This is a genomic window from Epilithonimonas mollis, from assembly GCF_900142325.1.
Taxonomy (GTDB): Bacteria; Bacteroidota; Bacteroidia; order Flavobacteriales; family Weeksellaceae; genus Epilithonimonas; species Epilithonimonas mollis.
This window is the reverse complement of record NZ_FRAM01000003.1, coordinates 298,525-311,172: the sequence shown is the minus strand read 5'-3', so window position 1 is coordinate 311,172 and position 12,648 is coordinate 298,525. Positions and strand designations below refer to the sequence as shown.

Annotated in this window: 14 protein-coding genes; 10 read left to right on the top strand and 4 right to left on the bottom strand. The window is 37.7% G+C overall.

Annotated features, from left to right (window positions below):
• Window positions 1-39 precede the first annotated feature (39 nt).
• From clpP to BUA97_RS13620, 10 genes are all read left to right on the top strand, one after another.
• Window positions 40-717 carry an ATP-dependent Clp endopeptidase proteolytic subunit ClpP gene (clpP, locus tag BUA97_RS13665; protein WP_027382678.1) on the top strand — a complete coding sequence of 226 codons (678 nt, stop codon included), beginning with the start codon at window positions 40-42 and terminating at the stop codon, window positions 715-717.
• A gap of 310 nt (window positions 718-1,027) precedes the next feature.
• On the top strand, window positions 1,028-1,282 hold the full coding sequence (locus BUA97_RS13660; protein WP_072999186.1) for a hypothetical protein: 255 nt from the start codon (window positions 1,028-1,030) through the stop codon (window positions 1,280-1,282).
• Between the two features lie 139 nt (window positions 1,283-1,421).
• The gene (locus BUA97_RS13655) at window positions 1,422-2,798 is read left to right on the top strand and encodes a dipeptidase (protein WP_072999183.1); all 1,377 of its coding nucleotides are present in this window, start codon (window positions 1,422-1,424) and stop codon (window positions 2,796-2,798) included.
• 87 nt (window positions 2,799-2,885) lie between these two features.
• Entirely contained in the window at window positions 2,886-3,887 is a 1,002-nt protein-coding gene (locus BUA97_RS13650; protein WP_072999181.1) for a T9SS type A sorting domain-containing protein, read from the top strand.
• A gap of 73 nt (window positions 3,888-3,960) precedes the next feature.
• Window positions 3,961-4,662: an SDR family oxidoreductase gene (locus BUA97_RS13645; RefSeq protein ID WP_072999179.1), complete on the top strand. Its 702-nt coding sequence runs from the start codon at window positions 3,961-3,963 to the stop codon at window positions 4,660-4,662.
• A 268-nt stretch (window positions 4,663-4,930) separates the two neighbouring features.
• Complete coding sequence (locus tag BUA97_RS13640; protein ID WP_072999176.1) at window positions 4,931-5,677, top strand: electron transfer flavoprotein subunit beta/FixA family protein; 747 nt, start codon at window positions 4,931-4,933, stop codon at window positions 5,675-5,677.
• Between the two features lie 25 nt (window positions 5,678-5,702).
• A complete protein-coding gene (locus BUA97_RS13635) occupies window positions 5,703-6,650 on the top strand; it encodes an electron transfer flavoprotein subunit alpha/FixB family protein (RefSeq protein ID WP_072999173.1) in 948 nt (315 codons plus the stop codon).
• A 177-nt stretch (window positions 6,651-6,827) separates the two neighbouring features.
• The gene (locus BUA97_RS13630; protein WP_072999170.1) at window positions 6,828-7,430 is read left to right on the top strand and encodes a bifunctional nuclease family protein; all 603 of its coding nucleotides are present in this window, start codon (window positions 6,828-6,830) and stop codon (window positions 7,428-7,430) included.
• 25 nt (window positions 7,431-7,455) lie between these two features.
• Window positions 7,456-8,835, top strand: coding sequence for a nucleoside permease (locus BUA97_RS13625; RefSeq protein WP_072999167.1), 1,380 nt, complete (start codon window positions 7,456-7,458; stop codon window positions 8,833-8,835).
• A 43-nt stretch (window positions 8,836-8,878) separates the two neighbouring features.
• Window positions 8,879-9,442, top strand: a complete 564-nt coding sequence (locus tag BUA97_RS13620) for a hypothetical protein (RefSeq protein ID WP_072999165.1) — start codon at window positions 8,879-8,881, stop codon at window positions 9,440-9,442.
• 59 nt (window positions 9,443-9,501) lie between these two features.
• On the opposite strand, the gene BUA97_RS13615 is transcribed toward BUA97_RS13620, so the two are convergent.
• The 4 genes from BUA97_RS13615 to BUA97_RS13600 form a co-directional block, all read right to left on the bottom strand.
• Window positions 9,502-10,479, bottom strand: a complete 978-nt coding sequence (locus tag BUA97_RS13615; protein WP_072999162.1) for a chorismate-binding protein — start codon at window positions 10,477-10,479, stop codon at window positions 9,502-9,504.
• Window positions 10,480-10,495: 16 nt separating this feature from the next.
• Complete coding sequence (locus BUA97_RS13610) at window positions 10,496-10,927, bottom strand: PaaI family thioesterase (RefSeq protein ID WP_072999159.1); 432 nt, start codon at window positions 10,925-10,927, stop codon at window positions 10,496-10,498.
• A 28-nt stretch (window positions 10,928-10,955) separates the two neighbouring features.
• Complete coding sequence (locus BUA97_RS13605; protein ID WP_072999427.1) at window positions 10,956-11,531, bottom strand: 1-acyl-sn-glycerol-3-phosphate acyltransferase; 576 nt, start codon at window positions 11,529-11,531, stop codon at window positions 10,956-10,958.
• Window positions 11,532-11,779: 248 nt separating this feature from the next.
• The gene (locus tag BUA97_RS13600) at window positions 11,780-12,610 is read right to left on the bottom strand and encodes a GLPGLI family protein (protein ID WP_072999157.1); all 831 of its coding nucleotides are present in this window, start codon (window positions 12,608-12,610) and stop codon (window positions 11,780-11,782) included.
• Window positions 12,611-12,648 lie beyond the last annotated feature (38 nt).

Here is a 12,648-nt window from a genome sequence, read left to right as displayed (position 1 = left end):
TATTAGTCAAATAAAAAAGAAAATTAGACACATCTTAATATGGACATTAAAAAAGAATTCAGAGATTTCTCAGTAAAACATATGGGAAACAATGGTCTGGTAACCGATCAATATATGGGTATGTTCAACCCGACCAATCTTACACCTTACATCATGGAGGAAAGAAGAATGAATGTTGCACAGATGGACGTTTTTTCAAGATTGATGATGGACAGAATCATTTTCTTAGGAACAGGCATCGATGACCAGGTTGCGAACATTATTACAGCACAATTATTATTCTTGGAAAGTTCAGATTCTGCGAAAGATATCCAGATTTACATCAATTCTCCAGGAGGAAGCGTTTATGCAGGATTAGGGATTTATGATACCATGCAGATCATCAAGCCGGATGTGGCAACCATCTGTACAGGGATTGCCGCTTCTATGGGAGCCGTACTTTTGGTTGCGGGAGAAAAAGGTAAACGTTCTGCTTTGAAACACTCTCGAGTGATGATCCACCAGCCTTCCGGTGGTGCACAGGGTGTAGCTTCTGATATGGAAATCAATCTGAGAGAGATGCTGAAGCTGAAAAAAGAGCTTTATGATATCATTTCAAATCATTCCGGACAGACGTACGAATGGGTAGAAAAAGCCTCTGACAGAGATTACTGGATGACATCAACCGAAGCCAAAGAATTCGGGATGGTAGACGAAGTTCTCGAAAGAAAAAAATAAAATTTATAAACCTGATTCATCCGAGTCAGGTTTTTTATTTTCCCCTCAAACTCTCAGTTTTCTCAAATCATTAATTTGGGCGCCTTTATCCGCCTTCCACTCCCGCTTTTTTCTGCCATTGCGAATGGCGCGAAGCGATCAAAAGAAATTTTGGCACTCGCAATGACAGAAAAAGAGCTCCGTTCAAGTCGGGGCGCGCTTCGCAAAATTGAAGATTAGCTTTCAAATTACCAACTCCCATTAATAATTAATAAAAACATTTTGTAGAAAATCTCAATTTTACTACTTTTGACCCATCAAATTTAAATACATGAAAAAATCAGTGATATTGTTAGCTTCTGCTATTCTTGTAATTTCTTGTGACGTGCCTGTTGGCGGGAACAAAGGCCGTTTGAAAAAAGAAGGTGATGTTGTACGATATGATGATCAGAATGCGCCACACGGAACTTACAAACCTGCTGCAGATACGGCAAAAGCTGCTCAGCATGTCGTGATGGATTCTGCAAAAGCCGTGAAGCCGGAAGCGAAGCCAGCTGTAGCAGAAGAGCCGAAAACCCAGCATTAATAAGATTTTATAAAAATATTATAACAAAAAATGTCTTGCGTTTGCAGGACATTTTTTACTTTTACGAACCTTACTTTTAAAGATCAAATCTTCTGAAAGTTTTAAACTATTATCAATCATTTATCATTAAATATTAAAAATGAATACACAGTCATATATCCAGGAAAATAAACAACGTTTTCTGGACGAATTATTCGATATACTTAGAATTGCGTCCATCAGTGCAGATCCTGCTTATAAATCAGAAGTTCTGAAATGCGCCGATGAGGTAGCGAGACATCTTAAAACTGCTGGCGCAGACAATGTAGAGATCCTTGAAACGAAAGGATATCCAATCGTTTTTGGAGAGAAAATAATTGATAATGGTTTACCGACAGTTTTGGTTTACGGACATTATGACGTTCAGCCGGCGGATCCGTTAGAATTATGGACAAGTGATCCTTTCGAACCGGTGGTGAAAGTAACAGAACTTCATCCGGAAGGTGCCATCTTCGCAAGAGGATCTGCGGATGACAAAGGCCAGTTCTTCATGCATGTGAAAGCTTTTGAAGCCATGATGAAAACCGATTTGCTGCCTTGTAATGTCAAATTTCTGATTGAAGGGGAAGAGGAAGTAGGTTCGGCAAGTCTGGCAGATTTCCTGGAAGAAAATAAAGTGAAACTGAGTTGTGATGTGATTCTGATCTCTGATACACATATCTATTCTAATGAGCAGCCGACAGTCACGACAGGTTTGCGCGGTCTGAGCTATGTAGAAGTAGAGGTGGAAGGTCCGAACCGCGATCTGCATTCCGGGCTTTATGGCGGTGCAGTCCCGAATCCCATCAATGTTCTTTCAAAGATGATTGGTGATTTGATTGATGACAAAGGACACATCACCATCGATGGATTTTATGACAACGTCCTTATTGTTTCCGATGAAGACCGGAAAGAAATGAACAAATTGAAAGATGATCCCGAAGCGTATAAGAAATCAATCGCGCTGAATGATATCCAGGGAGAAGAAGGTTACACCACACTGGAAAGAGCTTCTATCAGACCTACGTTGGATGTCAACGGAATCTGGGGCGGATACACTGGAGAAGGTGCAAAAACGGTTATCGCTTCCAAAGCTTTTGCGAAGATATCAATGAGGCTTGTCCCAAATCAGACGCCGGAAGAAATCACAGAAAAATTCACAAAATATTTTGAAAAGATCGCACCAAAAAGTGTGAAAGTCAAAGTAACGCCACATCATGGTGGAATGCCTTATGTGCTGGAAAGTGATACAAAAGAATTTTTAGCGGCTAAAAAAGCGATGGAAAAAGCATTTGGAAAAGAAGTCCTGCCATATAGAAGTGGTGGAAGTATCCCAATCACTTCCTTGTTTGAAAAAGTGCTGGGCGCAAAATCTGTTTTAATGGGATTTGGTCTCGATTCGGACGCAATCCATTCGCCAAACGAACATTATGGTTTGTACAACTATTATAAAGGAATAGAAAGTATTCCTTATTTCTTCGAATTTTATTCGAAATAAATATTTTTTTTAATAATTTAGTGCAAAAAAGATAAATAGTCTAATTTTTTTGATAATTTCGTGCTTTATAAATTTTAAATATATATTATGAAGAAAATCTATCTATTAAGTGCAATAGCACTTTCAACAACTTTTTTATCTGCACAGGTTATCGAATCAGATAATTACAATTCCTATACATTAGGCGATGTCGGATCCAATTTTGCATTTGGTGCGCCCGGACAAGGTGGTATGTATCTCAGTGGTGGAACTGCACCTGATTATCAAATCGTAAATATAGATGCCACACACGATAAATCTTTTCAGTTGACGGGTGGTGCTACAGCGACTGCAGCTTCTAACAGGCAAGCCGTAAAATTAGGTTTTGGCACAGCTTGGGCAGCAAGAACTACCGGGAATGACATCCTAAGAGTTACTTTTGATTTTTATACGGGAACTTCTACAGGAACTAACTTGCCTGGTGTTAACGTAACCAACTCTACTACAGGACTTGTAGGTTTGAAATACAACACAGCTACAAAACTTTTTCAAGGAATGGCTAACCTTACAGTTAATGGTACGCCAGCTTTTTATAATATCACGGGAATTAGTGCGGTAACATATCCTGCAAATACATGGGTTAAAGTTGGTTTCACTTACGATAAGGTGAATGGTGTAATTACTTATACAATAGATGGAGTAACTACTACACTTGCCATAGCCGGAGCAACTGTAACAAAAAATCTTGATGGAAGTCAGTTTAATGTTCTTAGTAATTATAATACAGGTAATACAGCTACAACAACAAGTGCGGTTGATAACTATGTTGCAGACGCTGTAAACGCAGCAACTCTGGGAGTGGTAACTGTTGGTCAGATTGAAAAAACTGCGAATGTTACAGTCTATCCAAACCCTACTGCAGATTATATAAACATCAAATCTACTTCAAGAGTAATCAGCGTAAACGTTATTGATGTTTCTGGCAAATCTGTAGCTTCTAAAAAATCTGCTGACAACCAAATTGATGTAAGAAACCTTACTAAGGGAACTTACATAATTAATGTTGAAACTGAAAACGGAACTGAAACTAAAAAATTCATAAAGAAGTAATAACATCTCTTAAAATCATAAAAAAAACGCTCTGATCCAGAGCGTTTTTTTTATTTTAGTACTAAAAAAAATTATGTCAAAAGTTATATACATCACCGGAGGAACCAAAGGAATCGGTTTCGGAGTTGCAGAAGTACTACTGAAAAATGGTCACAAAGTTGCCATCAGCGGAAGAAAGCAGGAAGATGTCGACAAAGCAGTCGAAGAGCTTGCCAGGATTTCGGAAAGTGTTTTCGGAGTAAGTTCTGATGTCAGAAAATATGAAGATGAACAACATGCTGTCCGTAAAATTTCGGAAAAATTCGGAAAAATCGATGTTGTTATTGCCAACGCAGGTTTGGGGGTATTTGGTCCGGTTGATGAACTGAGTATTGAAGATTGGAATGCTATGATAGAAACCAATTTGACCGGCTGTTTTTATACTTTAAAAAGTTCTGTTGACGAACTCAAAAAAACTGAAGGTTATTACATCACGATAGCCAGTCTTGCCGGAACTAATTTTTTTGAGAACGGTGCTGGTTATAACGCTTCCAAATTTGGTGTTGTTGGTTTCACACAGGCTGCAATGATTGACCTTAGAAAATACAATATCAAAGTTTCTACGATAATGCCGGGTTCAGTTGCTACTCATTTTAATGGTAATATTCCTTCGCATAAAGATGACTGGAAAATCCAGCCGGAAGATATCGGAAATCTCATTCTTGATATGCTGAATATGAACCCGAGAATGTTGCCAAGCAAAATCGAAATCAGGCCAAGTCAGGTCAAGAAATAATTAGTTTTGAGAAATCAGCTTTTTGAAGACGGAAAATTGTGAATGATTAAAATCATTTTGTAATGTTTCTGGTAAGGATTTATTTGGGAATTCTTCTTTGAAATCCTTTGTATAAAGAGTTTTGTAATGTTATTTATAAAATAGCAATAAATTATGCATGCATAGTATTTTTTATATAAATTAGCCACACAGTGAGTCTGGATATTTTGAAATCCGTTTTTAAAGACGACTTGCTGTCAGAATATTAAATTAAAAATATATTTAACAGATGAAAATATTAGTTTGTATCAGTAGTGTTCCGGATACTACAAGTAAAATTAATTTCACAGCGGACAAATCTGCTTTTGATAAAAACGGCATTCAGTGGGTTATAAATCCTTTGGACGAATTTGCGTTGACAAAAGCAATAAAATTACAGGAATCTCAAGGCGCAACTGTAACGGTTGTCAATGTAGGAGATGCAGGAACTGAAGCTGTTATTAGAAAAGCTTTGGCAATCGGAGCAAATGATGCTAAAAGAGTAAATACAGAAGCAAAAGACAGTTTTTCTGTAGCCAAAGAAATTGCAAAAGTAGCACAGGATGGTGGCTATGACCTGATTCTTACAGGAAAAGAGTCCATCGATTATAATGGCGGAGCTGTTCCTGGGATGGTAGCGCAGTTATTGAACTATGCTTTTGTAAATGCTGCTGTCGGACTGGACGTTAGCGGTTCAGAAGTAACTGCCGTCAGAGAAATCGAAGGTGGTAAGGAAACAATTGCAGTAAAGCTGCCGGCGGTAGTTGCAGGACAAAAAGGTTTGGTTGATGAGAAAGATTTGATCATTCCGAATATGAGAGGTATTATGTCTGCCAGAACAAAACCTCTTAGTGTTGTTGAACCTTCGAATACTGAAGTGAAAGTGGAAGCGGTTTCTTTTGATAGTGTTGCTCCAAGAGCTGCTGTGAAATTGGTTTCTGCTGACAATCTTGACGAGTTAGTAAGATTACTTCACGAAGAAGCGAAAGTAATTTAATTCTTAACCTTTAAAATCAAACAAAATGGCAGTATTCGTATATGCAGAAAATATAAACGGAGTTTACAAAAAAGCAGCATTTGAGGCAGTTTCTTATGCAAAAGCTATTGCAGCAAAAACTGGAGATTCGGTGACCGCAATCTCTGTCAATCCTACGGATTCATCAGAATTACTTTACAAATATGGAGCGGATAAAGTAGTTAACGTAAAAGATGAAGGTCTTAAAAACTTCAGTGCTAAGGCTTATGCAGAAGCAGTTAACCAGATTGCAGACGGAAACATTATCATTTTTCCTCATACAACAGATGCATCTTCTGTAGCACCAATGTTGGCAATCCAGAAAAATTATTCTTTAATCACCAATGCGATTGATGTTCCCGAGAGTACTTCACCTTTCCAGGTAAAGAGAAGAGCGTTTTCCGGGAAAGGATTTATGCATGCAAAAGCTGATGCGGCCGGTGTCATTGTTACCGTTTCGCAAAATGCATTCGGAGTCAAAGAAAATCCAGCTTCGGGTTCAGAAGAAGTCAAAGAACTGAGCATTGCAAACGAAGATACAAAAGTGATCAACCACGAACAATCATCAGGAAAACTTGATCTTAAAGAAGCGGAAATTGTTGTTTCTGCGGGCAGAGGAATGAAAGGTCCTGAAAACTGGGGAATGATAGAAGACCTGGCCAGCGTTCTTGGTGCAGCAACAGCTTGTTCCAAACCGGTTTCCGACATTGGCTGGAGGCCTCACACAGAACACGTTGGACAGACAGGAAAAGCGATTTCTCCTAATCTTTATATTGCTGTCGGGATTTCCGGTGCAATTCAGCATTTGGCTGGTGTAAACAGTTCCAAGACAATTGTTGTGATCAACAATGATGCAGAAGCACCTTTCTTCAAATCTGCGGACTATGGAGTTGTGGGTGATGCTTTCCAGATTATCCCTGCATTGACAGAAAAAATAAAAGCTCTGAAAGCTTAATTATATTTTCAAAATATATAAAACCTGAGCCTTAAACTCAGGTTTTTTTATTTTATAAAATCCAGCTGATGAAGTTTTGGCTTCGAGAATTAAAAAATATAATGATTTTATAACGGAAACAGCGTAAAAATCTACAAATCCTAAATGAAAATTAACAAAAAATTTTATATTTGCTAAATGGATTATAAAAAATTAATCATCAGAGGGATCTCATACAGCCAGACTCAGTCAGGAGCTTATGCGCTGTTACTGGAACATGAAGAAACATCGGTCAAACTGCCTGTTGTTATTGGGAATTTTGAAGCGCAATCCATTTCATTAGGATTAGAAAAAGATATCAATCCGCCGCGACCTCTAACCCATGATCTGTTCGCACAGTTCGTAAAAAATACAGGTTATAACCTGGAATCGGTTATTATCTATCAGATCAAGGACGGTGTGTTCTTTTCAAATATAAATTTCAAAAATCCGTTATCCGAAGATGAACTTATTCTGGATGCAAGAACATCTGATGCGGTGGCAATGGCTGTCCGATTTGATGCGCCGATATTCACAACTTCTGAGGTGCTGAATGAAGCCGGGATTTTACTGGAACTTGATGAGAATCCAAAAACGGAAACTGAGAATGCAGATCAGTCTGTTTCTGATGTCAATGATTTGTCAGACGTCTCGTTGGAAGAGCTGAATCTATTACTTAGTGATGCCGTCAAGGAAGAGGATTACGACACTGCTCTCAGATTACAGGAGGAAATCAAACGCAGGAACAAAAAAATAGAATAAAAACGAATTATATCATTTTAAACACATGAATCTAAAATTACGATTAACAATACTCAGCTTTCTTCAGTTTTTTGTTTGGGGAGCTTGGCTAATCACAATGGCTAACTTCTGGTTTGGAACAAAACACTGGGACGGAACTCAGTTCGGAGCTGTTTTCGGAACAATGGGTATTGCTTCCATCTTTATGCCGACTATCACAGGGATTATTGCAGACCGTTGGGTGAATGCAGAGCGGATCTATTCAGTTTTACAGATTCTTTACGGCGTGGTTCTTTTCGTATTGCCACATACACAGACACCGAATTCTTTTTTCTACATCATGCTGCTGGCGATGTGTTTTTACATGCCGACAATCGCACTGACCAATTCCATTTCTTACACAATTCTGAAAAACAGCCATCTGGATGTTGTAAAAGACTTCCCGCCAATCAGGGTATGGGGAACAGTAGGCTTCATTGTCGCGATGTGGATCACTAATCTTACAGGAAATAAAGCCACAGAAGGACAATTTTATATTGCCGGTGGTGTTGCAATCCTTCTGGGAATCTATGCGCTGACGCTTCCCAAATGTCCGCCACAAAAGCTAATAGACAAAGATGCTCCGTTAACAGAACAGTTGGGGCTCAATGCTTTCAAATTATTTGCGAATTACAAAATGGCATTGTTCTTTTTATTTTCGATGCTTTTGGGCGCAGCCTTGCAGTTGACCAATGCCTATGGCGATGTCTTCCTGAGCGAGTTTGCTCATTTTCCTAAATATGCAAACTCAATTGTAGTGGAAAAATCTACCATAATCATGTCTATTTCTCAGATTTCCGAGACATTGTTTATTTTGGCTATTCCTTTCTTTTTAAGAAAGTTCGGGATCAAAAAAGTAATGCTTATCAGTATGCTGGCCTGGGTTCTGCGATTTGGACTGTTTGCTTATGGTGATCCTGTGAATGGTCTTTGGATGATTATATTATCATGTATAGTTTACGGAATGGCTTTTGACTTTTTCAATATTTCCGGTTCACTTTTCGTAGAAACAACCACCGATAAAAAAATAAGATCTTCTGCACAAGGATTATTTATGATGATGACTAATGGTTTTGGAGCCGTTTTGGGAAGTTACATTGCCGGTTGGGCCATTGACAGATTCTTCACGCTTAAGTTTACCACAGCCGCCGAATTATCATCATATCTGGAAACTACGCCTTCGGATTCTACATTTATAGGAATTTTGAAGAATTCTTTTAATGCTGTAGTCAATCCGGATGGAACTTTGTCTAATGTTGTGATGGTCAAAAACTGGCCACACATCTGGCTTTATTTTGCAGCTTATGCCTTGGTGATTTCTATTCTTTTTGCAATATTTTTCAAGCACAAACATTCAGAAGCTGACGTTAAAAATATCTCTCATTAATTTTTTGGCATATATTTGAATGTAAAAAAAGAAATAAAAGAATATGAAAAAGTTAATAACAAATACAATTCTGGCTTCTTCCTTACTGACAGGCATTAGTGTCGCTAATAGCTGCAGCAAAGTTGAGGACATTATCAATGATATTACCATTCCGGTTCCGTTTGATATTCCTGTAAATATTGATTCTGATATTCCGTTTGTTGTTTCTACGGACTATGTTAAATCTCCAAATATTCCACTGAATTTGGACCTGGATAAAGAGATTAAAGATAGGTTTCAGGGTAACTTAACCGTTAAGTCCGCAAAATTGACAAGCTTCAGTATTAGCCAAGTATCTTCTGTCGGAGGTATTACTTTGAAAGCAGTAAGTGATGCAAAATTATGGATTGCTGCACCTGGGCAGGTTGATCAGGTCATTGCTAATGTGACGAATAATACAAGTGAAACCGCACTCAGTTTCACTCCGGATCCGAATGTTGAAATAATGAGTTACTTAAAGTCAACCCAGGCATCGATATATCTGGAAGTTAAAGGACCGGAAAATAAAGCGGATCAAATGAAAATAAAAATTAATTCTTCTTTTAAGATCCAGGTCGGATTAAATTAGATTTAAAATTAAAATAAAAAAAGATGACTTAGAATGGTCATCTTTTTTATTATCCGATATCATTCGAAAACCAGATTATTCTGAACAGCCATAGATTTGAGTTCGGTTTCCTGCCATTCCTTTTCGGAATCACTTTTCAAAGTAATCCCGCCGCCAACAAAAAGAAATGCATAATTTTTGAAAAAACTGGCACATCTTAGATTTACGAAATAGTAGATGAAATCTTCGGTTTCGACTTTAATGTAACCGGCGTAAAATTCACGGTTAAAGTGTTCTATGCTTTTAATTCCCTGTGCACAAAGTTCTTTTGGAAATCCACATACAGCTGGTGTAGGGTGCAGTTCGGATATTATTTTGTCAAGGCTTTCCGGGCTGATCTCTGCAGAAAAATCAGTTTTTAGGTGTTTGATATTTCCAGAAATCAAATCTTTTGTAGAGGAAACTTTCAGATTGGAAGAAAATTTTCTGAGAATAGACTGTATATAATCTGTCACAGCCTTTTGTTCCTCGATTTCTTTATCAGTCCAGCTCTCAGCGAGAGGAAGCGTTCCTGCAAGACTCATTGTTTCGAAAGAATTATTTCTTTTATCAAATTTGCCTAAAACTTCTGAAAACCCGCCCATCCAGATCTCTCCATTTTTCTCAAAGAGATAACAGAAAGCAGAAGGATAACTGTCACAGAATTTCAGGAAACTCTTTGTTAAAGATAATTTCTTTTCAGAAGTGATGTCCAGATACATCAGGAGTTTCCGTCTGGAAAGCACCAGTTTTTTTAACTCATTTTTTTCGATGAATTCTTTGGCCTGGGCGATTTTCAGAGCATAGGATTCCGGTGTTTCTTTCGCTATTTCTATCAGCTGGCTTTTGCTTTTTGGTGAAATATTTTGGCTATCAATATCTTGTTTTGATATTTCTCTGATATTTCCTTTGAAATCCAAAACCGTTTTGGTATCGAAGCTTACGAAAGAAACAGGTTTTTGCTGGGAATGATCCAATGTATGGAAAATATCTGAATCGGGTAGTCTGAAAATGAGCATTGATTTTCGAGGTAGATTAAACTTTCCCGACCGGAACAATATTGTTCGTCATTGTCGTATGGTTGATAAGATTTCCTTTCTCGTCCCGAATCTCGATCTGAGAAACGTGCATTGTATTGCCTTTTCTGATGAAGGTTGCTGTTCCGGTTACAACACCCTCACGTTTTGCACGGAGATGATTGCTGTTGATGTTAGTCCCCACGGGTACAACTTTATTGATATCCACATTGATCAGCGAAAGACAGGAACCCAGGGTCTCAGCCAGAACACAGCTTGCACCACCATGAAGAATACCATAAGGCTGATGGACTCTTGAGTTTACAGGCATCGTTGCTGTCAGAAAATCATCGGAAACATCAGTGTATACGATTTCTAAAGTTTCACCCAAAGTGTTTTTATTGGCTTTATTCAACTGCTCTAATATTTCTTTTTTTCTAGTGTCGTCCATTTCGTAAAATTAATTTTGCAACTATCAACTAGTAAATCTGGGGATTCCAGTTCTCAGGAATTTTCGGAGTGATATCAAATTTTATATAAAAATCCTGAATTTCCTGCATGATTTCTTCATACGAATGAGTTTCCAGTTTTTCATAAGGGATTTGATAACCCAGATTAATGGTTTTCCGTTTGTAATCGCCACCGGCTAAAACAATCGGGACTTTTGCTGCCAAAGCCATATTGTAGAAGCCTTTTCGCCATTTTTCTACGCGGCTTCTCGTACCTTCCGGAGTAATCACGAGACTGAAATCATCTTTCTTAAATTCATTCGCCACAAAATTGACAAGGTTATTCTTCTGAGAACGGTCAATCCCGATTCCGCCAATTGCCTTTACAATCCAGCCGTAGAAAGGATTTTTGGTATGAGCATCTTTGATGATTATTTTTAACTTTTTTCCCAAAGACCAATAGGCAAGATTTCCAAGAAGATATTCGCTGTTATGGGTGTGTGGAGCAACTACAAGTATGCATCTGTCTAGATTATCAACATTGCCCTGGAGAACAACCTTCCATCCGATTATTTTTAGAATAAGTTTTGCAAAGAGTTTTTTCATAAAAAAAAGTACAACCATAACGGTTATACTTTACAAATTTACAAAATATGTTTATTTTTTAAGAAATATAAAAAATATTCTTTGACAGTCTAGAAGAGGTTGCTGATGAAATCTACAATCTTGATGGCGATTTCGATAACTAATTGTATCATTGTCGGAGATTTTGGTGGTTAGATTTTATTTCTATAATAAATTTAATAATAATTTTGCCTTCTTTATAATTTAAAGGTTAAATTTTTATTAAAATATCAATTAATCTGCGGATATATCACTGCGTTGGTTAGATCCAAAGGATTGTAATTCTTTGCAATGAAATTCTGCATAACTTTCGCCATTTCTTTGAACTGGTCTTTGCTCGTTATTTTTGTCCCGCCAACCTGGAACGTTCCGGGCGGCACATCATCGAATTTTTCTCTCAGCTCTTTCATAGGATCATTATAAAACTGAAGCATCATTTTATGAAGATCGGCAATTTTCAGGTTCAAAGGTTTTTTCCCTCCGAAAACTTCGAGAAAGTCTGATGTATCATAAGTTTTCTCAAGCTTCTGACTTTTTACCAGTTTAAAAATAAAATTGTCTTTGCTGTCACTCAGCTCGAAAATCAGTCCCGGCAATCCACGGAATTTGTATGGTCCTTCGGAGATACTGATGTCTTTACAAAACCATGCTGTCCAATGTCTTCCGCCAAAGTCCGTAGTTGCTTTCTGCAGTGTATATTTTCCGGAGGTTTTGGTTTCATTTTCCAGTTTCCAGTCCATCTTGTCTGTGGTGGTGTAGGAAAAGTAATCCATCATCATTTCGTAGTTGGTATTCAGGTAAGAATTTTTATTTCTTTTTATAGCTGGTGTTCCGTTCCAGTTGTAGTTCCTGCCGCCTTTTTTATTCAGCGAGTCATTGATGATGTTTTCGTAATGATAGAACTTAACATCTTTCGGGTTGATGTCCAGTGCCATATTCACATTTCTGTAGTTTGCAGATGTTGAATCCGGCTTGAATTTGTATTCGTAAATAAAGCGGTGCGTTTGTGCTTTTGATAAAGTGGTGAGCAATATCAAGAGTAAAAAAGTATAGATTTTCATATTAATAATTTATTTTATGATTCAGTGTTTATTTCTTA

What these genes read in the sequence shown, in the direction of transcription:
- clpP (WP_027382678.1), top strand. Translation starts at nt 40, where the DNA reads ATGGACATTAAAAAAGAATTCAGAGATTTCTCAGTAAAACATATGGGA.
- BUA97_RS13660 (WP_072999186.1), top strand. Translation starts at nt 1,028, where the DNA reads ATGAAAAAATCAGTGATATTGTTAGCTTCTGCTATTCTTGTAATTTCT.
- BUA97_RS13655 (WP_072999183.1), top strand. Translation starts at nt 1,422, where the DNA reads ATGAATACACAGTCATATATCCAGGAAAATAAACAACGTTTTCTGGAC.
- BUA97_RS13650 (WP_072999181.1), top strand. Translation starts at nt 2,886, where the DNA reads ATGAAGAAAATCTATCTATTAAGTGCAATAGCACTTTCAACAACTTTT.
- BUA97_RS13645 (WP_072999179.1), top strand. Translation starts at nt 3,961, where the DNA reads ATGTCAAAAGTTATATACATCACCGGAGGAACCAAAGGAATCGGTTTC.
- BUA97_RS13640 (WP_072999176.1), top strand. Translation starts at nt 4,931, where the DNA reads ATGAAAATATTAGTTTGTATCAGTAGTGTTCCGGATACTACAAGTAAA.
- BUA97_RS13635 (WP_072999173.1), top strand. Translation starts at nt 5,703, where the DNA reads ATGGCAGTATTCGTATATGCAGAAAATATAAACGGAGTTTACAAAAAA.
- BUA97_RS13630 (WP_072999170.1), top strand. Translation starts at nt 6,828, where the DNA reads ATGGATTATAAAAAATTAATCATCAGAGGGATCTCATACAGCCAGACT.
- BUA97_RS13625 (WP_072999167.1), top strand. Translation starts at nt 7,456, where the DNA reads ATGAATCTAAAATTACGATTAACAATACTCAGCTTTCTTCAGTTTTTT.
- BUA97_RS13620 (WP_072999165.1), top strand. Translation starts at nt 8,879, where the DNA reads ATGAAAAAGTTAATAACAAATACAATTCTGGCTTCTTCCTTACTGACA.
- BUA97_RS13615 (WP_072999162.1), bottom strand. Translation starts at nt 10,479, where the DNA reads ATGCTCATTTTCAGACTACCCGATTCAGATATTTTCCATACATTGGAT.
- BUA97_RS13610 (WP_072999159.1), bottom strand. Translation starts at nt 10,927, where the DNA reads ATGGACGACACTAGAAAAAAAGAAATATTAGAGCAGTTGAATAAAGCC.
- BUA97_RS13605 (WP_072999427.1), bottom strand. Translation starts at nt 11,531, where the DNA reads ATGAAAAAACTCTTTGCAAAACTTATTCTAAAAATAATCGGATGGAAG.
- BUA97_RS13600 (WP_072999157.1), bottom strand. Translation starts at nt 12,610, where the DNA reads ATGAAAATCTATACTTTTTTACTCTTGATATTGCTCACCACTTTATCA.